Origin of the sequence: Nostoc sp. JL31 (assembly GCF_017114965.1) — a bacterium.
GTDB classification, from domain to species: domain Bacteria; phylum Cyanobacteriota; class Cyanobacteriia; order Cyanobacteriales; family Nostocaceae; genus Nostoc; species Nostoc punctiforme_A.
On sequence record NZ_JABXKO010000024.1, the window covers coordinates 17,273 to 42,280 of the forward strand.

Annotated in this window: 17 protein-coding genes; 9 read left to right on the forward strand and 8 right to left on the reverse strand. The window is 42.2% G+C overall.

What is annotated here, in order from left to right:
• From HWQ43_RS04495 to HWQ43_RS04520, 6 genes are all read right to left on the reverse strand, one after another.
• Entirely contained in the window at positions 1-822 is an 822-nt protein-coding gene (locus tag HWQ43_RS04495) for an NADPH-dependent oxidoreductase (protein ID WP_292730707.1), read from the reverse strand.
• Positions 823-935: 113 nt separating this feature from the next.
• The gene (locus tag HWQ43_RS04500; RefSeq protein ID WP_292730709.1) at positions 936-2,054 is read right to left on the reverse strand and encodes a sulfonate ABC transporter substrate-binding protein; all 1,119 of its coding nucleotides are present in this window, start codon (positions 2,052-2,054) and stop codon (positions 936-938) included.
• A gap of 256 nt (positions 2,055-2,310) precedes the next feature.
• Positions 2,311-3,072 carry a class II aldolase/adducin family protein gene (locus HWQ43_RS04505; RefSeq protein ID WP_292730711.1) on the reverse strand — a complete coding sequence of 254 codons (762 nt, stop codon included), beginning with the start codon at positions 3,070-3,072 and terminating at the stop codon, positions 2,311-2,313.
• Positions 3,056-3,730 carry a hypothetical protein gene (locus tag HWQ43_RS04510; RefSeq protein ID WP_292730713.1) on the reverse strand — a complete coding sequence of 225 codons (675 nt, stop codon included), beginning with the start codon at positions 3,728-3,730 and terminating at the stop codon, positions 3,056-3,058. The genes HWQ43_RS04505 and HWQ43_RS04510 overlap by 17 nt, the downstream gene beginning before the upstream one ends.
• A 40-nt stretch (positions 3,731-3,770) precedes the next feature.
• The gene (locus tag HWQ43_RS04515; RefSeq protein ID WP_292730715.1) at positions 3,771-4,034 is read right to left on the reverse strand and encodes an RRXRR domain-containing protein; all 264 of its coding nucleotides are present in this window, start codon (positions 4,032-4,034) and stop codon (positions 3,771-3,773) included.
• 476 nt (positions 4,035-4,510) lie between these two features.
• A complete protein-coding gene (locus HWQ43_RS04520) occupies positions 4,511-6,217 on the reverse strand; it encodes an RluA family pseudouridine synthase (protein ID WP_292730717.1) in 1,707 nt (568 codons plus the stop codon).
• 622 nt (positions 6,218-6,839) lie between these two features.
• Here HWQ43_RS04520 and HWQ43_RS04525 point away from each other — a divergent pair.
• The 7 genes from HWQ43_RS04525 to HWQ43_RS04555 all read left to right on the forward strand — a co-directional run bounded on the left by HWQ43_RS04525 (position 6,840) and on the right by HWQ43_RS04555 (position 18,840).
• Positions 6,840-8,789: a response regulator gene (locus HWQ43_RS04525; protein ID WP_292730719.1), complete on the forward strand. Its 1,950-nt coding sequence runs from the start codon at positions 6,840-6,842 to the stop codon at positions 8,787-8,789.
• Positions 8,786-11,398, forward strand: a complete 2,613-nt coding sequence (locus HWQ43_RS04530) for a PAS domain S-box protein (RefSeq protein ID WP_292730721.1) — start codon at positions 8,786-8,788, stop codon at positions 11,396-11,398. The genes HWQ43_RS04525 and HWQ43_RS04530 overlap by 4 nt, the downstream gene beginning before the upstream one ends.
• Positions 11,399-11,451: 53 nt before the next feature.
• Positions 11,452-11,829 (forward strand): response regulator, encoded by a 378-nt coding sequence (locus HWQ43_RS04535; protein WP_292730723.1) that lies wholly within the window; start codon positions 11,452-11,454, stop codon positions 11,827-11,829.
• A 115-nt stretch (positions 11,830-11,944) separates the two neighbouring features.
• Positions 11,945-12,352, forward strand: coding sequence for a response regulator (locus HWQ43_RS04540; RefSeq protein WP_292730725.1), 408 nt, complete (start codon positions 11,945-11,947; stop codon positions 12,350-12,352).
• 491 nt (positions 12,353-12,843) lie between these two features.
• Positions 12,844-15,849: a diguanylate cyclase gene (locus HWQ43_RS04545; protein ID WP_292730727.1), complete on the forward strand. Its 3,006-nt coding sequence runs from the start codon at positions 12,844-12,846 to the stop codon at positions 15,847-15,849.
• 193 nt (positions 15,850-16,042) lie between these two features.
• Complete coding sequence (locus tag HWQ43_RS04550; protein WP_292730729.1) at positions 16,043-16,765, forward strand: carbonic anhydrase; 723 nt, start codon at positions 16,043-16,045, stop codon at positions 16,763-16,765.
• A gap of 566 nt (positions 16,766-17,331) precedes the next feature.
• Positions 17,332-18,840: a UbiD family decarboxylase gene (locus HWQ43_RS04555; RefSeq protein WP_292730731.1), complete on the forward strand. Its 1,509-nt coding sequence runs from the start codon at positions 17,332-17,334 to the stop codon at positions 18,838-18,840.
• 203 nt (positions 18,841-19,043) lie between these two features.
• Here HWQ43_RS04555 and HWQ43_RS04560 read toward each other — a convergent pair whose 3' ends face one another.
• Positions 19,044-19,925, reverse strand: coding sequence for a TauD/TfdA family dioxygenase (locus HWQ43_RS04560; RefSeq protein WP_292730733.1), 882 nt, complete (start codon positions 19,923-19,925; stop codon positions 19,044-19,046).
• Positions 19,926-20,206: 281 nt separating this feature from the next.
• Here HWQ43_RS04560 and HWQ43_RS04565 point away from each other — a divergent pair, with 281 nt between their 5' ends.
• Positions 20,207-20,746 carry an SH3 domain-containing protein gene (locus HWQ43_RS04565; protein WP_292730735.1) on the forward strand — a complete coding sequence of 180 codons (540 nt, stop codon included), beginning with the start codon at positions 20,207-20,209 and terminating at the stop codon, positions 20,744-20,746.
• A 197-nt stretch (positions 20,747-20,943) separates the two neighbouring features.
• Here HWQ43_RS04565 and rsgA read toward each other — a convergent pair whose 3' ends face one another.
• Positions 20,944-22,005, reverse strand: a complete 1,062-nt coding sequence (gene rsgA, locus HWQ43_RS04570) for a ribosome small subunit-dependent GTPase A (RefSeq protein WP_292730736.1) — start codon at positions 22,003-22,005, stop codon at positions 20,944-20,946.
• A gap of 478 nt (positions 22,006-22,483) precedes the next feature.
• Here rsgA and HWQ43_RS04575 point away from each other — a divergent pair, with 478 nt between their 5' ends.
• Positions 22,484-24,835 (forward strand): TIM-barrel domain-containing protein, encoded by a 2,352-nt coding sequence (locus HWQ43_RS04575; RefSeq protein ID WP_292730738.1) that lies wholly within the window; start codon positions 22,484-22,486, stop codon positions 24,833-24,835.
• Positions 24,836-25,008 lie beyond the last annotated feature (173 nt).

Sequence of the window (25,008 nt, forward strand, 5' to 3'; positions counted from 1 at the left end):
TTACAATAATTTAAAGCCAAGGTTATTGAGAGCTTCACGCAAGCGATCGCGTCCTCTCAATGATTCTACAGTGGCGATGCGCTGGGCTGAGTGTTCTGACCAATCACCAGCAATATTCATCTTTTGTTCAGTATAGAATTCTTTGATGATGTCGTTGTAGTGAGCGATCGCTTCTTCTTGTTCTGCTAATTTATAGGTTTCACGATGCAGTATCGCTGACTGGGGTAAGCGTGGTTTAATTGCTGCTTCTACTTCAGGATTCGGATAGCCTACACACAGCCCAAATACAGCATACACAGAGGAGGGCAAATTCAATATCTGTGCTACCTCTTGCGGGCGGTTCCTGATTCCGCCGATATATACTGTTCCTAAACCAAGGGACTCAGCCGCAACTGCTGCATTTTGCGCCGCCAACGTTGCATCGATTGTTGCCATCACAAACATTTCCAAATATTCCAGCGCATCATGAGATATGCCGCGACTGTCAGCAACATGACTTAGACGCGCCAAATCTGCTAACCAAACCAAGAATAAAGGAACCTGCTTAATATGTGCTTGGTTTCCCGCCAGTTTGGATAACTCCTCTTTGCGCTGTTGATCTTCGACTGCTACCACACTCCAGGTTTGCAAATTAGAAGAAGTAGATGCAGATTGGGCGGCTGCAATTAGCAATTCCAGAGTTCCCGGTGGTAAAGGATCAGATAGATAAGACCGAATTGAACGGTGAGATAGTAGTGCTGTTAGTGAATCATTCCATGCAATTTCGGGGTTGAAGGGAATTTCACCGTAACGCGATCGCAGTAGTTCTGTAGGATTAGTCATAATCAATTCCAAGATTTACATTTCCAAAATTGTCAGTTGTTTTATTACTAACATCAATCCCATTTGTAGGGAGATACATCTGTACATCCCTACAGCCGATTCATTGTACTAGTTTAAGTTTTTGGTGCAAATGCAGCATATTCTTCTTTTGTCAATACTGCATCCTTCACATTTACCTTTTTGGGAATTAACTTCAATTTGTAATATGTATCTGCAACACCTTGTTGTAGATTTATCAAATTGTCGTCAATTGGTACAATCCCAAAAGTCCGTCTATTAGTTGCTTTTTTCATCGTTTCTACATCAATTCCTAACACCGGGGCGAGAGTTTTAGCTACTTCTTCTCGATTCTGTTTAGACCATTCTTCAAGATTTTGAATTTCCTCCACTATTGCCTTGACAGTTTGGGGATTTTCAGTAACAAATTTGCGAGTCATCAAATAATATCCTCCCTGTTTATTAATTCCTGTGCCATCAATCAAGACTCTAGCTTTAGTTGCCTCTTGAGCCGCAGCATAAAATGGGTCCCAAATTACCCAAGCATCTACACTCCCTTTTACAAATGCAGCACGGGCATCAGCCGGAGCCAAATATTTAGGTTCAATGTCTGTATATTTCAATCCAGATTTTTCTAAAGCTTGGACTAACAATAAGTGGGCACTAGATCCTTTTTGAAAGGCAACTCTTTTGCCCTTCAAGTCAGTAACTTTTTGAATTTGCGAATTTTGAGGAACAAGAATTGCGGAACTAGCCGGAGTAGCCGCAGTACCAACAACATAAGTTAGTGATGCTCCCGCAGCTTGGGCAAATATTGGCGGTGATTCTCCTACGGGGCCGATGTCAATACTACCCACATTCATCGCTTCTAGTAGTTGTGGCCCCGCTTGAAATTCAGTCCACTGTACAGTAATACCTTCTGGCGCTAAACGTTTTTCTAAAACACCTTTAGTTCTCAGCAAAATGGTCGATTTTTGATAGCCAAACCTGACTACTGTTGCTTTACTAGAAGCAGAATTACTAACAGATGTGGCACTGGGATTAGGGGCGTTAACAATCGGTGTCGATGAACAAGCAGCAAATAGCAGGCTCAGACAAAGACCTGTAACAAAAGCCCCCACTGTTGGCAAAAGAGAAGAAAAGATTAATTTATGCTGGTTGTTAAAGGGGATATTCCTGAATTTTATCAACGATATCCACTTGGGAATTAAGCGGCGAAAGATTTGGTTAATCATCAAAATGATTTCTCTGAACTATAGCAATACTATAAACTTATAGGTTTACCGGAGTATATAAATAAATTTAGATTAAATTGACAATAAATATCTGGGAGGCGGAGTTGGAGCTACTCCGCTCAGTTCAGTTACCCTGCTCTTAAGCAAGCTACAGTCAGGGTTTAAATCCTCTTATGTAACTCTCTTCTCTAGGAGATGCGGCACGAATAATTTTGAATTTTGAATTTTTAATATCCCAATACCAAAAAACACAGCACTAATTTAGCAAATCAGGTTCTTCGCGCACAATCCGATCGTAAAGGGGCTGGAAACTGAACCACCCACTGATATGTGACCCCACTTGAGTTTGTGTTAAACGGGCTGTTTCGTGTTTGATACTAGTTGGTCTACCCGCAGCTTCGGCAAGCAGTTGGGCTTGACACGATCGCTCTAAGCTAATGTACCAAAAGGCAGCTTCATCAACTGTATGTCCCACAGTTAAAATGCTGTGGTTACGTAAAATAATAGCTTTCTTTGGCCCCAAGGCTTGCGCCAGTCGCTGACCTTCAGAAGTTTCTAAAACAACACCTGTAAAATCGTCAAACAGGGCATGGTCTTCGTAAAAAGCACAAGAATCTTGAGTCAAGGGGTCAAGGAGACGCCCTAAACTAGACCAAGCTTTACCATAAAGTGAATGAGCGTGAGCTGCTGCGATGACATCAGGTCGAGCTTCATGAATCTGAGAATGGATGGCGAAAGCAGCTTGATTTACCTCAGCATCGCCTTTAACCACCTCACCTTCTCTGTTAACCAAGATCAGGTCAGAAACTCGGATATGACCGAAGTATGTGCCGAATGGATTGACCCAAAAATGGTCTGTAAACTCAGGATCGCGAGCCGTAATATGGCCTGCGATTCCCTCGCTGAAGCCAAACTTACCAAATAGGCGAAAGGCAGCGGCGAGGCGTTGCTTACGGTGCAAGCGTTCGTCTTCAACTCGCTCGAATACTGGGAGTTTTGGTCTATCGTACTTGGGCATGTTCTTTTTCCTCTTCCTCTTTACAGGGAGCGTTGGAATATCCAGAGCGAAAGGATTTGACGCTGTGAGATGCTGGGATGAACTGGTGACGCCAGACGCAACCAGTATCATTACCTAAGACATGAATGGATACAGATGCGCTCTGGGATGTGGTTTTGACGGCATGGATATCACCATCTGGGGGTAAGAGGCGGTAGATATCTTCCGGTTGAAGGCTACGCACTTCAGTTATTTGTAATTGTGCGTGTCCTTCATCATCACCGCTATCTACACGGCGATAGACTGTTTCTTCTTGATTACCCTTGTATAAACCAATCAACCCCCAGGCTAGATGATCGTGGACGGGAGTCGTTGAACCTGGAGGAATCACCAAACTGAATACTGACAGCGAACGGTCTTTGGCGCGATAAAGCAGCCACTGACCAATACCGCCACCCATCCGGCTTTCGGGATTGACTTGGGCAAACTCTTCCGGTAGCCATTCCTGTTGAGCAAGCAGTTCTTGAAAATAGGGTTCTAGTTTGGCGAGAGTTTGTGTCCGATCGTCAACAGTGCTAGCGCTAATTTCCCGCACTGTTGCTACAAAGGATCGTAGTTCCTGGCTCTCAATAAACCATTGGTCTTCTGGTAACGGTTCTAAAATAGTGTGGTTCGTCATCTATAATTCCTCTGTTTAGGAGGCGACTAAGATTAACTAATTACGAATTACGATTTATTTTAATACCAGGATGAATTTTAAAGCCAAGTTGCTCAAGTTTTAGATGAGAAAGGGACTCCTTCAGAATGATCGTAAAAGGATATCGCTGGAATACAGTAGCTTTACCTTGTGACAATAGCAGCCTAGCATGGCTGATGCGTACTGGATATAACGGTTGTTTGTTTGCATCAAGAATGAATACTTTAGTCATATAATTTTGAATTTTAGATTTGCGATCGCCAGATTGGGATTGGGGACTGGGCACAGGGAGCAGAGGGGCAAAGGGGAAAAACGTACTGTATGCAACTTTTCCTCTGCTCCCCTGCTACTTTTATAAAAGGAGAACACAAGAATGAGAATCTAGAGATCAACTCCATAACTCTCGTCTTTAACGCTCATTTGGTTATTTCCAAGGAATAAATCATCCAATTTTGTGGGGTGTCTCACAATCATTTCTAGTTGGATATTTTTATTGGGAAGCCTCTTAGCAGTTATATTAATTTCTGTAACTACTATAAGTCGGTCGGATAACCGTTGAATTAACTACAAGCAGAAATTATCACATACAAATTTAAAAAGCAATAGGCTAGCTGTTAGGGGAGATAAAGCTTAGTTTTACCTCTTTGGGTTTCTTGGGATTTCAAGGAATTAAGCTGATATACAGCAGAATTCAGGAGTAAAACGGGTAACAGACTTAGCTTGTGTACCTCACCAACTTGAAATCTGCTGTAATATGACTCGTCAAAATGGCGTAATTGCTTGTAAATGCAGGGTTTTTTCTAACTGCGGATGGTCGAAGCGAAGTTCTCTGGCGTGCAGATGTAACCGACTAGTAACTGCACGGCATCCATAAAGGCGATCGCCTAAAATAGTTATCCCAAGTCCTCGCGTATCAGCAGCATGAACTCTTAACTGATGAGTGCGTCCTGTTAGTGGCGTAAATTCTACGCGGGTGTAGTCTCCTTCTCTCGCCATTACCTGGAAGTGTGTCAAGCTGGGTTTACCTTGCTGCCAATCAACTTTTTGCTCAGGGCGATTTTCAGGATCTCCCCACAATGGCAGTTCAATTTTACCTTGCTCAACTGTCAAAACACCGGAAAGTATGGCTTCATAAACCTTGTGAACCTGGCGTTGCTGAAACTGCTGGCTGAGTTGCCGATGGGTTTGGCGATCGCGTGCTAACAACAAAATCCCAGAAGTTTCTCGATCTAAGCGATGCACAGATACAAGTGCCATACCATCAGCTAACAAATTACGTAAGCGACTCAAGACACTATCTTGGCGATCGCGATAACGACCAGGTACCGAAAGTAGCCCAGCAGGTTTGTTGACAGCAATCAGCCATTCATCTTCATAAATAATAGGTAAAGTGACCTCTCCCCAAACCCCTCCCCTATCAGGGGAGGGGCTTCTTACTCCCCCTTCCCTTGCAGGGAAGGGGGCTGGGGGGTTAGGTCTTAACCCTGAGAGCAAAAACCCCATTAATGGCTGACATCGCTCGGCACATGCTCCATAAAACTCTCCCGGAACTTTATCCTGATTTATTGAAGACCCACCCCACCAAAATTCTGCCATTGCTAGGGGTTTGAGATTATATGTTGCCGCATAATGCAGCAGCTTTGGGGCACAACAGTCTCCTGTGCCAGTGGGGGAACCTCCTGGCATCAATTCTTGCAATGATTGCGATCGCCCGGAAAAATTAGTCAGACTGTAGCTAGCGTGCATCTGAGTTTGTAATTGACGCGACAATGCTTTACGCTGTTGTTTCAGTTCACTAATTCGCGCATCCGTCGCTGCAATTATCTGTTGTAGGGGCTGTAATATGGCATTTTGCTGGCGTTTAAGTTGTCGTCGCTCAATTCCCTGCTGACGACTCTCTTCGTCGAGTTGTTCAAGGGCAATCGTGAGTGCTTCGGGAGTGAGTGTATTGCAGATTTGCTGACGTTTTTCTTGTCGTTGATGTTTGCAATAGCGATGGCGATCGCTCATTGCTTGTAACTGTTGCTCAAAGTCATTAGACAGCATTTCATACTGCTGGCGTTCGGTTAGTTGCTTCAAGGTAATAATTTCTTGCTTAATCGCGTCCAACTGTGCCAAAGTCCGGCTTTCCTCGAAAGCAACCTCATCTCTTCCCGGAATTGGTGGAACCCAGCCCTCAACCACACTGCAACTATTCAAAAGACCAGAAAAAGCTTTTAGTACCCGTTGTTCGCTATTGGGCAGTTCAACCAATAGTATTCCATACATCTTGCCTTCACGAGAATAACAATCATTGTTGATAAGATATTGCATTAGTCCGTGGGCGATCGCTTCGGACATTGAAGTGCGGGGTAATTTTAGGAGGTCGCCACTTTGCGGACAACGCCCTTCGTACCAATAGCTACAAGATGAGTCCGCGATCGCAAAATCGCAGTCGATGAAATCTGAAAGTTCGTGCAGAACTACCATGAATCAATTCAAAATTCAAAATTCAAAATTCAAAATTCAAAATTCAAAATTCAAAATTCAATTCAGCTACCCACAAGGGGTGGGGTTTCTAGCTACCTTGGGGAAACAAGCATTCTTTCTCTACGAGACGCACTCGCGTTCGCGCCACTTGCGGGCGAGGTTTTAAACCTTCACTTTTTTCATAAAAGGTATGATTGCAAATCTAGCTGATCCTCCTAATATATATAGCGTTAAAGTTACTTTTGCAAGATGTCTATTGTGTTGAGTGCATTTGGCAATTTGGCATCCAAAGTTTTTCTGTTGCAGTTTTAATTTATATATCAACAGGGTTACAGGGACATTGAGAAAATTCTACAAGGGATCAATTCCCGTCTCAAAATCCCACCCAATGGCCAGTTGTTGACGTTCACGCTCTCCGAACCACCTTAAGGTGGATGCAGCACAAGCGTCACCGCTTCACCACAACTGGCTAGAAATCAAACAGAAAATATATAGTACAAATGCACGGACATTGTTGTGTTATTTGTAACGATATATTAAAATTATATCAAAAGTTTGACCACGCAGAGAATGTGTCCGGCGATCGCGAAGGTGCGATAAGCATCTTCTTTTGATACGACTTATGAAAATTTTGTTGGTAGAGGATGACGTATTACTGAGTACAGCACTCTTCGAATTGTTGAATGCAAATCGTTATACTATCGACATCGCAAGCAATGGACAAGCTGGATTAGAACTAGCGCTATCGACTGAATATGAGTTGATTTTGCTGGACTGGCTAATTCCGAAACTGGATGGGATTACCTTGTGTCGGCAACTGCGATCGCAAGGCTACCGTAAATCTATTCTGTTGTTAACAGGGAAAAATTCTAATGCAGATATTGTGGCGGGGTTAGATGCCGGAGCAGATGATTACGTTATCAAACCCTTCGATCCAGAAGCATTACTAGCAAGAATTCGCTCTTTATTACGACGCAATGGGGCGATTTCATCATCTACGTTAACCTGGGGAAATCTCTGTTTAGATCAAAGTGCCGGGAGAGTAACTTATAATCAGCAGGAAATTCCTCTCACAGCCACAGAATACAAACTGCTGGAATTGTTTTTGCAAAACCCAGATCGGATCTTTAGTCGGGCAGTGATTCTGGATCGGCTTTGGGGATTTGATGATGCACCGACTGAAAATGCAGTTTCGACTCATATTAAAGACTTGCGAAAGAAACTCAAACCAGTAGGTCTGACAGAAGAATTTCTAGAAACGGTATATGGCATGGGTTATCGCCTCAAGCCTGCACATAATCGCTCCATCTTTGTCATGGAAACGAATCAAGACGGGAAGAAAAAACCCGGCCCCAAAGATATGACTTCTGTAAATCGGGTGCTGGAGCGATTCCGTAATTCCTTTGTGGGACAGGTTGCAGTCCTAGAGCAAGCAAAAACTGCACTCTTGGCAGGGAATTTAAATGAAGATTTACAGCAGAGGGCATTGCGTGAAGCCCATAAGCTAGCAGGCTCAATGGGTTCGTTCGGTTATCCAGAGGGTTCCCGACTTGCACGGAAAATAGAGCATTTGCTGCTTGAACAAGGAGCAGGGGGCAGAGAGAATGTTCCTTCACAAGAACCACGAAACAAAGTGGAGCAAGGGTTTCAATCCTCTCCTCCCCTGCCTCTCTTTGAAGATTCCTCGCTATCTCTAGAGCAAATCTCTAATTTCTCGCAACTGGTAACAGCATTACAGCAAGAGTTAACCAAGCCGGCTGTCACTTCCACTGCTGCAAACGTCCCGATGAAGCAAACTCATCGGTTGTTAGTAATTGATGATGATACTATGCTGACGGAGCAGTTACAGGCAGAAGCCGATTCGTGGGGAATCAGGATAAAAGTAGCACCAAACTTAGCAACCGCCCGATCGCTTTTTTCCTTAAAAGCTCCTGACGCTGTTTTACTGGATTTAAGTTTTACAGAAATAGAGGAAGACGGATTAATATTATTGAGCGAGATCGTAGAGCGATCGCCAAACATCCCAGTAATTGTTTTTACAGGACGAGATAGCTTGGCAGATAGACTGAGAGTATCCCGTTTAGGAGCTAGACAATTTTTGCATAAACCGGCGACAACCGAGGAGATTTTTCAGGCGATCGCTCGTGTCTTACCTCAACCTCAAACTTCCGAAGCCAAAGTTTTAATCGTAGACGATGACCTTGTAATCCTGGCTGGATTATCGGCATTACTAACTCCTTGGGGGCTGGAAGTAATCACCCTCTCCCAATCACAGCAATTTTGGAAGGTGCTGATTGCAACATCTCCAGACTTGGTAGTATTAGATTTAGAAATGCCGATAGTGAACGGGTTAGAGTTGTGCAAAGTCGTGCGCCAGGATGCCCAGTGGGGAGATTTACCGATTTTAGTAGTTACAGCCCATATTGAACCAGAATTTCTTCAGCAAGCTTTTGCTGCCGGAGCCGATGATTTTATCAGCAAGCCAGTGCTAGGGCCAGAACTCGTGACACGGGTACTGAGCCGCATTCAAAGAACGCGTTGGCGCTCTCAGCCAGGGAAAAGTCAAGCATGATCAGAAATTATCAGCGATTATTAGCCTACGGTGTGGCTATTGGTTCAGCTGCGATCGCCCTGCTACTCTCACTCTGGTTAGAACCATTTATATCTCGAACTTTTGGTGCTTTTTTTTATATAGCTATCATCGTGAGTAGTTGGTATGGTGGCTTTCGACCAGGGATTGTTACAGTTATCCTTTCGACACTGGCAATTGATTATTTATTTATCCTTCCGCGATATCAATTCTTAATCTATCAACCACAAGAATTATTGCGGTTAAGTATCTTCTTACTGGTTGCTTTAAGTATTAACCTGATCACTAGCAATCTTCAGCACAGCAGACAAAAGATTAAACAACTTAGCCAAAAATTGGCTCAAGAAAATGCCGAGCAACTGCGGATGGCTCTTGACGAGCGCAAACAAGCACAAGAAACCCTGCAACATCAATTTGAGCAACAGCGCTTAGTGATGGAGATCAGCCAACGCATCCGGCGATCGCTCAATTTACAAGATATCTTGCAAACTACTGTCGATGAAGTGCGGCAATTTCTAGAGTGCGATCGCGTCACTATCTTCCAATTTTATCCAGGTTGGGGTGGAACTACGATTGTTGAGTCTGTTGCACCGGAATGGATGCCGATTTTACCACTCCAGATTCATGACCCTTGCATTGGTGAAGAGAACGTCGAACCCTTTAAACAAGGCTTAGTCACGGCGAAAGCTGATATTTATACTGCCGGAATTAGTCCGTGTCACGTTGAATTTTTGGAAAGTCTCCAGGTGAGGGCAAATCTGGTCGTTCCCGTTTCCTTGGGAAGTGAATTGTGGGGATTACTGGCAGCTCATCAATGTGCGGCTCCTCGTGAGTGGCAATCTTCAGAAATTGCTCTGTTACAGCAGTTAGGAGCGCAGGTAAGCATTGCTATCCAGCAAGCAGCTTTGTTTGAACAGGTGCAGACAGAATTGACAGAGCGCAAACAGGCAGAAATTGCCCTGCAACAACTCAATGCCGAACTTGAGCAACGGGTGCAAGAACGCACTGCACAACTGACAGAGACGAATGATCGCTTAGTAAAAACAGTGAACGAGCAGCAACAAACCCAACTCACACTTTTAGAACAAACGCATAAGTTGGAGCTTCAGGCTGTAATTACCCGAAATATGGCAGAAGGCATTTGCTTAATCAGAGCTGATAATTCCGTTATTGTCTATGCCAATCCGAAATTTGAGGAGATGTTTGGCTATGACTCTGGTGAACTAAATGGTCAGCACGTTTCGATTTTCAACTACGTCACCGAATCGGTAACTGCTGAAGATGTAAGTCGAGCCATTTTATCTGCCGTTTTAGAAAATGGTGAAGATACCTATGAAGTCCAAAATGTTAAAAAAGACGGTACACCATTTTGGTCTAGTGCGACGACTTCTGTATTCAGGCATCCCGACTACGGCGACGTTCTGGTTGCGGTTCACCAAGATATCACTGAACGCAAACGCATCGAAGACGCTTTACGCGACAGCGAAGAAAAATTTCGTCAGCTGGCAGAAAACATCCAAGCAGTATTTTGGATGACCGATAATCAAATTCAGCAAGTTCTATATGTGAGCCATGCATACCAAACCATCTGGCAAAGAAGTTGTGAAGACTTATATCACAACTATTCAAATTGGTTAGATGCAATTCACCCAGAAGATCGCCAGCGCGTCGAAATTGAACTCATTGAACAGATTAGAACAGGGCAATACGATCACAAATATCGGATTATCCGCCCTGATGGTTCAATCCGTTGGATTCGCGATCGCGCATTTCCGATCAAAAATGAACTAGGCGAGTTAGTTCGGATTGCTGGTATTGCCGAAGATATCACTGAACTAGAACAGATTAATCTGATCAAGAGTGAGTTTATTGGCATTGTTAGTCACGAACTCCGCACTCCCTTAACTGCAATTCGGGCAGCATTGGGCTTACTACAAACTGGTATCTACGACAGAAAACCAGACAAATTCAAGCGGATGATTGAGATTGCAGCCATCGATAGCGATCGCTTAGTGCGTCTTGTTAACGATATTCTCGATTTGGAACGCTTAGAATCGGATCGAGCTGTCTTAGAAAAAACCACCTGCAATGCGGCTGATTTAATTCAACAAGCAGTAGCTGTAGTGCAAGCGATCGCTAATCAGCAAAATATTACTTTTAATATCCACCCTACCAATGCTCAAGTTTGGGCGGCTCCTGATGCCATTGTGCAAACACTTACTAATTTGTTAGGTAATGCGATTAAATTCTCGCCTGCCGATTCTACTATTACCCTGAGTGTCCAACAGCAAACAGACCGCGTACTATTCCAGATCGTGGATCGAGGACGAGGTATTCCAGCAGATAAGTTAGAAGCAATCTTTGGACGATTTCAGCAAGTAGATGCTTCTGATTCTCGCACCAAAGGCGGCACAGGCTTGGGATTGGCAATCTGTCGTAGTATTATTGATCGGCACGGTGGGCAAATCTGGGCTGAAAGTACTCTTAGTGTTGGCAGCACGTTTTTCTTCACTCTGCCATTGCCGGGAAATTATGCAGGGGAGCAGGGGGGCAGGGGAGGCAGTGGAGGCAGTGGAGGCAAGGGAGAATAAGAAAATGACAAATGACAAATGACAAATGACAAATGACAAATGACAAATGACAAATGACTAAAAAATTGTTAATTGTGGATGATGAAGAACGAATCCGTGAATTAGTGCAAGCTTGTTTAGAAGACTTGGGAGGATGGGACACCCTGACAGCTGCATCAGGATCAGAAGGATTAAAAATCGCTCAGACAGAACCTATTGATGCCATTCTACTTGATGTCTCTATGCCTGACATGGACGGCTTTGCAGTCTACGAAAAACTTCAGGCAAATTCCGCAACTCAAGGGATTCCAGTGATTCTGTTAACAGCAAAAGTCCAAGGAAGCGATCGCTCCCGTTTCGCCCAGATGGGAATTGCTGGGATTATCACCAAGCCTTTTGAACCCACCTCTATTTGCAACGAAGTTACTCAGATTCTGGGGTGGGACGATTAATTTTTAAGTTGTGTAACAAAATCTATATCTTTATTAGTTTTTTATTTTTGTAATTTATCTTTCTTGGTTACAGATAAAAATTTTTTGTCTGTAACAAAAAGGTATATGAAATAAAATGAACGTGCTAGAGGAGGTAAATATAATCGGCAAAACAATATTGCTCATTGATGATGAACTGCATGTCCGTGAGATAGTAAAATTTTGCCTCCAAGATTTAGCTGGTTGGAATGTGGTGACAGCAGATTCTCCATTAGAAGGATTGCAGAATGCAGTACACCATAGTCCTGATGCGATTTTATTAGATATCTCAATCCGCGATCTAGCTAGTTTTGAATTTATGAATAAACTAAGAAATCATCCAGAAACTCAAGCTATTCCTGTAGTATTGCTCAGTGCAAAAGCGCGATGGTTGGATTCGCAAATTTTGCGACAGTATCAAGTCGCAGGTGTAATTCCCAAACCCTTTAATCCAGTTACCCTCCCGGCTCAGGTTGCTCAATTGCTGGGTTGGGACTTTACTTGACTAAAAGATTAAACAAGAATGGGTAAAACATCGAATATATAGCAGGGTTTGTAATTACTTGGAGTACAAAAAAATCGTAGGGACGCACCCTAGTGTGTATCTCATTCAAATGAAAATTGCGATAAATTGCAGTACGCAAGTTTAAGCTTGAATTTAATTTAACGTTTTGGGTAATTTAGAATAAAATCAGATACCAGAATATAATATTACATTAAATAAGTGTATATACATAGACTGTTGTTAATGGTATTACTATGCTGTTCAATCGTCTATCGGGTTGTAAAATTGATTTAAAGCAAATCCTCAATCAAATTAGGATACTGTCCGATCAAATTCATCAGTCACTTGAACTGAGTACATCCAGCCAAAACCTAACGTCGCAACTAAATCAAAACCTGAAAAAATTGACGGTTCAGCCAAAGTTGAAGTTGACGTCAATACAAAGAACTCTGTATAAGAATTTTAGAGAGTCCATCATAACAAGAACAGCATTGCCGAAGAATATATCAGTTGCAGACTTGACTGCATTTGACCGATTACAAACTCCAATTTGGATTTATGATATTCAAAACTTGCATATGTGGTGGGCAAATCAGGCCGCTGTGCGTATTTGGAATGCTCAAAGTAGAGAGGAATTGCTCAATCGCAACTTCAGTGATATTTCCGAGTCTACTCACACTCGAATGCAAAGCTATTTGCAAGAATTTCAGCAAGGGAAAACCATCACTGAAAACTGGACATTTTACCCAGAAGGAAAACCTGTTTCTGTTCACTGTCTCTTTTCTGGAATTCAAATTGAACAAGGGCGAATGGCAATGCTGGTTGAAGCAACAACAGAATTTATCAATCAGATTGATCGCGAAACGCTGAGATCGATTGAAGCCCTACGTCACACCACAGTCATGATCTCGCTTTACACAATGGATGGTGTACCTTTGATGCAAAACCCGGCAGATCTTCGTTGTTATCGGGATATCCTGCACCCTAACTCGTCAGTTGAGAATATTTTCCTGAGTCACTTTGTTGATCCTAATGTTGCGCAACAAGCGATGAAAGCGATTCATTCCGGTGAGATATTCAGCACAGAGGCTCAGGTTTTGACCACTGAGGGGATTCAATGGCATGAGATAGATATACGATGCACTCGCGATCCGGTAACGGGTAACTCCGTCATCCTCGTCAACGAAAAGAATATTACCAAGCAAAAAGCTGCACTACAAGAACGCCAGCGTGCAGAATCAGAATTGCGTTGGCGGGAAGCTTTACTGCGTTCTATGACTGAAAATTCTTTGCTGGGATTCTTTGTTGTTGACAATCGCACCGATGAAATCCTCTATTTCAATCACCACTTCTGTAAAATATGGGGCATTGAACATCTAGAAGCTCAAATGCGCTTGGGTGCTTTAAAAAATAATGACATCATTCCTGACTGTATACCTTTAATTGCAGATGTGCCCGCATTTGCCGAATCTTGTAAACCGTTGCAGTCTGAAGAAAATCGTTGCATGATTGAGGATGAAATCTCATTTGTCGATGGGCGAACGATTCGCCGTTGTTCCAGCCAAATTCGAGATACTCGCGATCAATACTTTGGGCGGTTATACATTTTTGAAGACATCACCCCACGTAAACAAATCGAAGCCGCACTCAAAACCAGTGAAGAAAGATGGCAGTATGCCTTGGAAGGAAATGGCGACGCAGTTTGGGACTTGAATGCTGAAACTAACGAAGTCTTTTTTTCCCGACGATGGAAAGAAATGTTAGGGTTTGCAGAGCATGAAATTGGAAATACTCTCAGTGAATGGGAACAACGGGTTCACTCTGATGATAAAGCGAGGGTTTACGAAGAGATTAGCAAGCATTTATGCGGCGAAACCCAGCAATATGTCAGTGAATATCGGATCGAGTGCAAAGATGGAACCTACAAATGGATTCTAGATCGGGGTCAAATTTCGAGCCGCGCAGAAAATGGTCTTCCCCTACGGATGCTAGGAACCCATACTGATATTACTGAACGCAAGCGTATAGAAGAAGCACTACGAGAAAGCGAACAACGCTATCGTTCTGTAATTACAGCGATGGCAGAAGGTATTGTCCTCCAGCAATCAGATGGGCGAATTACCACCTGTAATGACAGTGCCGAAAAAATTTTAGGGTTAACAGCCGATCAAATGATGGGGCGAACTTCCACCGATCCGCGATGGCAAGCTATTCATGAAGATGGTAGTTCTTTTCCAGGCGAAACTCACCCCGCCATTGTCACCTTACGCACTGGAAAACCGCAATTTAATGTGATTATGGGAGTTCACAAACCTGATGGCAGCTTGACTTGGATTTCAATCAATTCTCAACCACTGTTTGAATCTGATGAATCAAAACCATCTGCGGTGGTCGCATCATTTACAGATATCACAGTTGGCAAACAGGCACAAATTGCCCTGCAACAGCAAACAGAACGGGAACGCATGGTTTATGCGATCGCTCAACACATCCGCGAGTCTTTAAATTTGGATGAAATCTTAAATACAACTGTTGCTGAAGTTCGGCATTTTCTGCAAACCGATCGCGTTATCATTTATCGCTTTCAGCCAGATTGGAGTGGTGTAATTGTCACGGAGTCTGTAGCAGCAGGTTGGCAATCGATTTTGAATATGGAAATTACAGACAACTATTTTGTCAAAACACAGGGACAGTGCTATCAAGAAAGTACACTTAGAGTCACTCCAGACATCTACACCGCCGGATTTTCTCCTTGTCATATAGAGTTATTGGAAAAGTTGCAAGTTAGAGCCAAGCTAGTCGTACCAATTTTACAAGGCGATCGCCTTTGGGGTCTTTTGGTTGCTCATCATTGCAGCGCCTCGCGTCAGTGGCAACCTTGCGAAAATGAACTGCTTCAGAAATTGGCAACCCAGTTAGCGATCGCTATTCAGCAATCAGAACTTTATCAACAATTGCAGCGTGCCAACCACCAACTTGAAAATATGGCGATGGTAGATGAATTAACTCAAATCGCCAATCGCCGATGTTTTGATAATCGGCTTAATTCTGTCTGGCAATATCTTTTACGAGAACAAGGTTTTGTCTCCCTACTTTTATGCGACATTGATTATTTTAAACAATATAACGATACTTATGGTCATGCGACCGGAGATGATTGTTTGCGCTTTATTGCCCAAGCTTTTAAACAAAGTGTCAAACGTTCTAGAGATTTAGCTGCTCGTTATGGCGGAGAAGAGTTTGTTGTCATCTTGCCTAATACTGCTAGTGATGGGGCTTTTTACGTTGCCCAAGAAATTCATAAAGCTATAGAACAGCTAAATATTCCCCATGCGGCATCGCCTGTGAAGCATCACGTCACCTTGAGTATCGGAATTGCCACAGTGATTCCAACACCCAATATGGTTCCTTTGGATTTGATTGAAGCAGCAGATCAAGCCCTTTATCAAGCCAAAGCAAACGGGCGTAATCGTTCTTGTATAAATAGACTGTCTTAGACTATGTTTGAAAAGTCGTGATTGATGTATCAAATATTTTTTACCCCTCCCTATAACTGAATTGTATTGGATTTTAATCACTCTAAATCATGCGAATATTAAATGACTCTTAAACCGTGTAATCAGGTACTCTTGCATCTTACTTAAGCCTGATATCTTCTTGGGAACAGCTTTGTTGTTGTCAGGTAGATTGATGAGTCGAATTAATGGATTTGTCGGGCGACGTAATTTCTTGAAATTCGCCAGTGTTGTAGGTATTGCAGCTACTACTTTTGGTGATAGCTTTTGGAATATAGAGCAAACTGCTGTTGCTGATATTCACCCAATTAACCCTAATTCAATCAGTCCGAATGAAGCTATCAGACGCTTGCTTGATGGTAATCAAAGATTTATCAATCAAAAACGTCAATATCCCGATCAATCACTAGAACACTTACGATTAGTTGCGAAAGCTCAGTATCCCTTTGCTGCCATATTAGGCTGTGCAGATTCTAGAGTACCTGCGGAAATTGTCTTCGATCAAGGACTTGGAGATTTATTTGTCGTGCGAGTTGCTGGTAATGTTGTCAGTGACACGGTTATAGGTAGTCTGGAATATTCTACAGCAGTATTGGGTTCGCAGTTGATTATGGTTTTGGGTCATAGGAGATGTGGTGCAGTAGCAGAAGCAATCAAAAACGAACCACTTCCTGGCAGAATTGGTTTGATTATTGAAGGCATCAAACCATCTGTAGAAAGGGTAAAGTTCAGAACGGGTGATAATATGCAAGACGCAGTTATAGCTAATATTCAGTATCAAACTGAAAAATTGCAAGAAAGCTCAACTATTTTAGCTAAATTGCTCGGTGAAGGTAAACTAAAAATTGTTGGTGCTTGTTACGATATTGACACTGGTAAAGTCAACATTATTACTTGAATATCTCCCACCTTTTAAGTGTAGGATTCTTAGTTCAATCATGTTGGAAAAATGTTTGAGTTGATCTACGCTAACGCAAACTCACGAAATTTTAGAAAAAACTTAAAGCTTGTAATAAATAAACCCAGCAGGGACTATATAACAAGGCCGCCTGCCAGGAAGGTATAGTATATTCTGGCCATGTTTGATCGGGTTAACGCTTATTTGTAAAAAATAATTGCGTATCCCTAGATACAATAACTAAATACTTTGGAAAACACAGTTAAGAAAAGTTACTAAATAGGTTAATTTTCAATTAAAACCCAATAGGCTTGGGTTAAGAGTTATTCGATGTAGATAATTGGTCTTTCAAGACGCGATTTATCGCGTCTCTACATAAGGGTTTTGTTTCTCTATCTGAACTGTATTGAATTGAAACCAACAATTTCCCCAATGGGGAGAATAGGGGGGCAAGGGAGAATGATTGAACAAATTTTTTCTTTGCCTCTTCCCAATGGCCAATCCCCAATGCCCCATAATATAAGAAAGCGCTTCACACTTCTTAAATAATCAGCTTTATTAGAACAATGGCGAGAGACTTGCGGGGATTCATTAAAATTTTGGAAGAAAGAGGACAATTACGGCGAATTTCTGCTTTAGTTGACCCAGACTTGGAAATTGCTGAGATTTCCAACCGGATGCTGCAAAAAGGTGGCCCAGGGTTGTTGTTTGAAAACGTCAAAGGCGCTTCCTTCCCGGTAGCGGTGAATTTGATGGGAACTGTGGAAAGGATTTGCTGGGCAATGAATATGCAGCATCCAGAGGAGTTGGAAACTCTGGGGAAAAAATTAAGTATGCTGCAACAGCCAAAACCGCCGAAGAAGATTTCCCAGGCGATAGATTTTGGGAAAGTGCTGTTTGATGTGGTGAAAGCGAAACCAGGACGAGACTTTTTCCCCGCTTGTCAGCAAGTTGTGCTTCAAGGTAATGATTTAGATTTAAATAAGTTGCCTTTGATACGTCCTTATATTGGTGATGCTGGCAAGATTATCACGCTAGGACTAGTAATTACCAAGGATTGTGAGACGGGTACTCCAAATGTAGGTGTGTATCGCTTGCAACTACAATCTAAAAATACGATGACGGTTCACTGGTTATCGGTGCGGGGTGGGGCGAGGCATTTGCGAAAAGCAGCCGAACGTGGGAAGAAATTAGAAGTTGCGATCGCACTTGGTGTAGATCCTCTAATTATTATGGCAGCAGCGACACCCATCCCTGTAGATTTATCAGAATGGCTGTTTGCTGGACTTTACGGTGGTTCTGGTGTGCAGTTAGCGAAATGTAAAACTGTAGATTTGGAAGTTCCCGCAGATTCCGAATTTGTCTTAGAAGGAACGATTACACCAGGAGAAGTTTTACCAGATGGGCCTTTTGGCGACCACATGGGTTATTACGGCGGCGTGGAAGATTCGCCGTTAATCCGCTTTGAGTGTATGACGCACCGGAAAAATCCGATTTACTTAACAACATTTAGCGGTCGTCCACCCAAAGAAGAAGCGATGATGGCGATCGCACTAAATCGCATCTATACACCTATTCTGCGGCAACAAGTATCAGAAATTGTCGATTTCTTCCTGCCAATGGAAGCTTTGAGTTACAAAGCGGCAATTATTTCCATTGATAAAGCATATCCGGGACAAGCGCGACGGGCGGCTTTAGCGTTTTGGAGTGCTTTACCACAATTTACATACACCAAATTTGTAATTGTGGTGGATAAAGACATAAATATTCGCGATCCGCGTCAAGTTGTCTGGGCCATTAGTTCCAAAGTTGACCCAGTGCGGGATGTCTTTATTTTGCCAAATACACCTTTTGATACGTTGGATTTTGCCAGTGAGAAGATTGGCTTAGGTGGACGTATGGGAATTGATGCGACTACAAAGATTCCGCCGGAAACAAATCATGAATGGGGTTCGCCTTTAGAATCCGACCCAGATGTGGCGGCGATGGTAGAGAGACGATGGGCGGAATATGGTTTAGCAGAGTTGCAGTTAGGAGAAGTAGACCCAAATTTGTTTGGCTATGATATGAAGTAACCTGTTATAGATAAATACAGTTTAGATAGAGCAACAAAACCCTAATGTAGAGACGCGATAAATCGCGTCTTGAAAGACCAATTATCTACACCAATAACCATTAAGTAAAACGTATTGTGTGATAGATAATGCAGTAATAACACAGTAAAGCATATCTTACGACAGATATCATTAAAATAAATGAAACCTGCTGTAATCAAATATCAAAATGAAAAAGCTGGAGAACATAGCCTGATATAAATATCTCTTTGATCGTCAGCAAAAGACCTTCTACCATGAAGTATTCTTGTATTATCAATCATTAAAATATCGCCTTTTTGCCACGAAATTTCCGTGGTTATTTTTTCAGCAATCTCATTCAGTTCAGATACAACCTCTTCAGGAATTTCTGAATCATCTTCAAAATTAAGAATCTTTGGGTTTAACTGCTTTGTGGGCAATAGACTATTAATAAATACCTGATATTTTCCACATCTGCTAGGGATAATAGCTGGAGAAATGTATTCAAGCAGAATCGATTGATCCTCATTTACTGTCAAATGCATATTATTTTTCCGACACATTTCTTCTAGCTGATTCAAATCATCTGTTTGGTATTTTTTCTGCCAGTCTTCTTGAGATATCCGAACATTAAATTTTAACTTCTTTTTACTGAATAACTCTTTGGTTGAACTGCTAATTTCATTAAAAAATTGTCTACCATCACATACCGTAGTTTCACCATCTTCTAATGGTGGATTAGCACAGAAAAACCACAGCATAAGTGGGATATTCTGCTGATAATACATTTCTCCGTGCAACTTAATCTCAGACTTAAAATCATTAACGCTTAAAAGAGTCTCATCTCCATTAATTACCCTTCTACTGAATGCACCACCAGCATAATTTATAAAATCGATACTCAAGAGATTGGTAAATTCTTTAAAAATATCAACATCAACATCAAATCCTCTAAAAAGTAAGATTCCATTAGCCTTAAATAAATTAATAATTTCTTCCTTGTCTAATTCTAAAATACTCACATTATCGAGATTATTAATTTCTTGGACTATGCTATCTGACATGGAATGTATTTGATTATTCATATAATTTAATAAATCTTTGTCGAAATTTGAAATTACCGTTGGTGTTAACTATACTGATATTTTAATACTCAATGATGTCATTGTGTTTTATCCATTAGCGTAGGTGTAGCCCGTCGTAGACATCGCAGAACTAAATTTTGTAAAATTAAAAGTGTTATTACAGTACTAAAATCTCTTTGATAGAACTACGTTACAAAGTTAACCATAATTTGTTTATGTAGATTCGGAGATATCCATAAGACTCCAGGCTTGGGTACTGATGCCAGAAACTTGAAGAAATTATGACAAAAAAAGTGAAAAATCCAGCATCAAAGTTAGCGATCGGATTGGCATTCAGTTGTATTTGTGTGATACCCAATACTGGTATAGCTAGTGAAATAAGTTTAGCGAAATCAAGTAATTCTCAAAAGTGCGATATTTTTGCCTACGTCACCGATACAGATTCCCAAGGGGTAAATATGCGCAGTGGTGCAAGTACAAATAACGTCATTATAGGACAAATACCCATTAACGAAACAGTTCATGTTATTGGTGCTGCTGGAAATTGGGTGCAGATTACTAATGCTAGCAATGGTTTTCAAGGAACTGGATGGGTATTTGTGCCAAAGTTAGGCTTAACAACGCGGGGCTACGGTACTAATGGTGTGGATTTCTATGCTAGTAGCAGTCAAAAAAGCCAAAAACTGAGAAGAATTCCTGCTAATACGGCTGTCAAATTGTTAGGCTGTCAGGGAGATTGGGCGCAGATAGAATATCAAGGTGTTAAGGGTTGGTTGACAAGGAAAGAGCAATGTGGTGCAGCCCTTACTAGTTGTTCTTAGAACCCTTCCCACTGTTTCGTGGAGGAGGCTATGAGAATTACTTTTATATACTTATGTAGTCGCAATATTACCTCGGTTTTTCCTTAACGCTTGATACATATTTCGAAAAAACTAAAGAGTAATTTTTGACATGGTTATTGTCAGAGTTCTGAGAATAACCATGTCACGAATTTAATTTTTAATTCCGCCTTACGGTACTAGCGCTTGTGATGATTTCGCATAGATTTATGAATCTTCTTCCATCTTTCTTTCTCAACTAATTGCGCTCTCTGGTCTTGTTTGCGGGTCAGGTAGTCGAGTTCTTTTTGTAACTTTTGGTAGCTAAAAAACCTGGAATAATCAAGTTGTCCCTCAGCCAACGCTTGCTGCACGACACAACCCGGTTCGTTATTATGCTGACAATTGCGAAAATGGCATTCTTGCGCCAAGGTTTCGATGTCTGCAAAAGTTTCTTGCAAACCTTCATCACCTGCCCAAATTTGGATTTCCCGCATTCCTGGAGTATCAATAATTAATCCGCCAGTAGAGAGCAAAATCAATTCACGATGAGTTGTCGTGTGTCTACCTCGGTCATCACCTTGCCGCACTGGTTGCACAACTTGGACAGATGCACCTTGCAGTTGGTTGGTGATGGTGGATTTACCAACACCAGAAGACCCTAACAAAGCAACTGTCTGTCCTGGTTGCAAGTAAGGTTTTAAGGCATCCAATCCTTGATGATTGGTGGCACTTAAAACTACAATTGGTACACCCAAAGCAACTGCTTTTACTTGGGTTAAATACTCTTCTAGAGAGTTGCACAAATCTGCTTTATTTAACAAAATTACCGGATTTGCACCACTTTCCCAAGCTAGAATGAGATAACGCTCAACTCTTCTTGGGTTAAAATCGCCATCCAATCCTGAGACTAAGAAGACTGTATTAATATTCGCTGCAACAATTTGTTCTTCTGTTTTACTACCCACAGTCTTGCGAGAAAATTTGCTTTTCCTGGGTAAAATCTCGTTGATAGTGGCTCGTCCTTGAGATTCTCTGACACTAATCACAACCCAATCTCCAACGGCGGGAAAATCTTGTGGTTGAGAAGCCTGATGCCGCAATTTACCTGAAACTTCTGCTGAAAGTTCCCCTTGTTCACTATAGAGGGTGTAAGTATTTCTGTATTCAATGGCAACCCTACCAACGCTAAATCCTTGTAAGCGATAGGGTTCAAAGCTGCGAGCAAAAAAGTCACTCCAGCCTAAATAATCCAAATTCATTGATGTTTCCTCGATGTGTGCTACTTGTTTTGCACAAGGTTACACAGAGGAAGACACTTCTATGCAGGAGAACTCCCCGCACCAGAATGTCTGTGAATTCTAGTTTTCATTCCTGTAGAAACGAGGACTGAACAGAATCTCTGCGCCTTGTGTTCTTTGAGTTGGGATGGTCAAAGTAACCCGGACTGCTAGCAACTCAGTCATAGTTCGTCCTCCTTATGTACTACAGTAAATAATCTCCATTACTACATTAGCCTATTCCAGAAAATTCGTTTAAATTATCCAATTTAAACCCTGATGTAGAGACACGATTTATCGCGTCTTGTAAGACCAATGCACAAGTTTGCACATTACAAAAATAATCTTGGTAAAAAATATTTGCTCATCTTTCACCAACTTCTAGCGAAAGAAAGAGTTTGAGGCTGAGTATCTCTGTAATCATGAATGCGGACAAGTGTTTACCTGCTGAATAACTGATATGCCGCAATATTTCGGAAAACTACCCACAACTAACCAACCTTGGACAACTGTTAGCAATGTAAAATCTGTAACTTGGAACAATAATATTGTTAATCTTGACTGTGGCGACTCACACCTTACCATCAGCATACTTACTCCGAATTTAATCCGCGTGCGTTTTACACCGACTGGGGAATTTATGCCTCGCCGCTCTTGGGCAGTGACGTTGGATGATTCAGAATGGGCAATAACACCTTTTGCAGTGCGGGAAACTGAAGCAACGGTCGAAATTGAAACAGAACAGATTCGTGTGTGCGTTCAGCGGGAAAAATGTCGCATCGCCTATTTTGACAAAGCTAATCGTCCCTTTGCTCAAGATGCAGAGATGGGGATAGGTTGGCGGATGGGCGCAGTTGCAGGGTGGAAGGAAATTGCAGCCGATGAACATTTCTATGGCTTTGGTGAACGCACAGGCTTTCTGGATAAACTCAGCGAAGTGAAAACCAACTGGACAACGGATGCTCTAGATTATGATTCACTGACTGATGAAATGTACCAGGCAATTCCATTTTTTATGGCTTTGCGCCCGCAGGTAGGCTATGGCATCTTTTTTAACACCACTTTTTGGAGTCAGTTCGATATCGGTGCTGAACAACCAGGTATTTGGAAGATGGAAACTCGTGGCGGTGAATTGGATTATTACATTATCTACGGCCCCGAACCAGCCCAAATCCTGGAGACTTACACTCAGCTAACTGGGAGAATGCCATTACCGCCGAAATGGGCGCTGGGTTATCATCAATGCCGTTGGAGTTACGAATCAGAAAACGTTGTGCGGGAACTAGCAAAGGAATTTCGTCAACGCCGCATTCCCTGCGATGTTATTCACTTGGATATTGATTATATGCGGGGCTATCGAGTGTTTACTTGGAGTCCTCAACGCTTCCCCAATGCGGCAAAACTTATTAGTGATTTAGCAGAGAATGGTTTCAAAACAGTCACAATTATCGATCCTGGTGTGAAGTATGAACCAGAAGGTAATTATCATGTTTTTGACCAAGGCATAGAAAACGACTATTTTGTACGTAAAGCTGATGGTACGTTGTTCCACGGCTACGTTTGGCCTGAGAAAGCTGTTTTTCCTGATTTTTTACGTCCTGATGTGAGCAACTGGTGGGCTAATTTACACAAAAGCCTAACTGATATTGGTGTGGCAGGAATTTGGAATGATATGAATGAACCTGCCATAAACGATCGCCCTTTCGGCGATGATGGGGAAAAGATTTGGTTTCCTCTAGATGCGCCGCAGGGGAGCAGAGGGGCAGAGGAGAATTTATCTGCGTCCACTCATATAGAAGTGCATAACTTGTATGGGTTGATGATGGCTAAAGCTTGTTATGAAGGGTTACAGCGGCATCGAAGTTCAGAGCGATCATTTGTGTTAACGCGATCGGGTTATGCTGGTGTGCAACGCTGGTCTTCTGTGTGGATGGGAGATAACCAATCGTTGTGGGAGCATTTAGAAATGTCTCTGCCGATGCTTTGTAACATGGGACTTTCGGGTGTGGGATTTGTGGGTTGCGATATTGGCGGGTTTGCTGGTAACGCTACAGCTGAATTATTTGCTCGCTGGATGCAGGTAGGAATGCTTTACCCATTGATGCGCGGTCACTCGGCAATGTCTACTGCTCGTCATGAACCTTGGGTATTTGGCGATCGCGTTGAAAATATCTGTCGAGAATACATTAATCTACGTTACCAATTACTTCCCTATATTTATAGTCTTTTCTGGGAAGCAGCAACGACGGGCGCACCGATTTTAAGACCATTATTGTACCACTTCCCTAACGATCCGAAAACCTATAGCCTCTACGATCAAGTATTGCTAGGTGCATCGCTGATGGCTGCGCCAATTTACCGCCCTGGAGTTGAGCATCGATCTGTCTACTTACCCGTTGGCACTTGGTATGATTGGTGGAGTGGCGATCGCTATGAAGGTCCGATTCACATTCTTGCTCATGCACCACTAGAAACAATGCCACTGTATGTCCGTGGCGGTGCGATCGTACCTATGCAACCTGTCAGGCAATACGTTGATGAAGCCCTACTCGACCAGATTCGGTTACGAGTTTGGCCTGGTAACAACGAATATCAGTTATTTGAAGATGATGGACAGACAAACAAGTATCAAGATAATAACTTCTCACTAACAAACATCCGTGTATTTACCCAGGCAAAACAAACAGTAGTGGAAATTGCAGCAAGAGTTGGAAAGTGGACACCTCCAACGCGAGAAGTGATTGTAGAACTTGTTGGGGTTGGAGAGCAACGGTTTCAAGATGATGGTAAGCGACATAGCCTACAATTCTGAAATACTCGCAAAGGTGGTTTTTAAGCCACCATTATTTCCTACTTTAAATTATGCAAGAAAAAATATGCATAGAGGTAGATGAAAAATCAAATAAAGTGTAGCCTAAAATACAAAGAGCATCAATGATTAGATCGTGAGAAATACGTAAGTTTACTACGTTAGATAGATGCGGT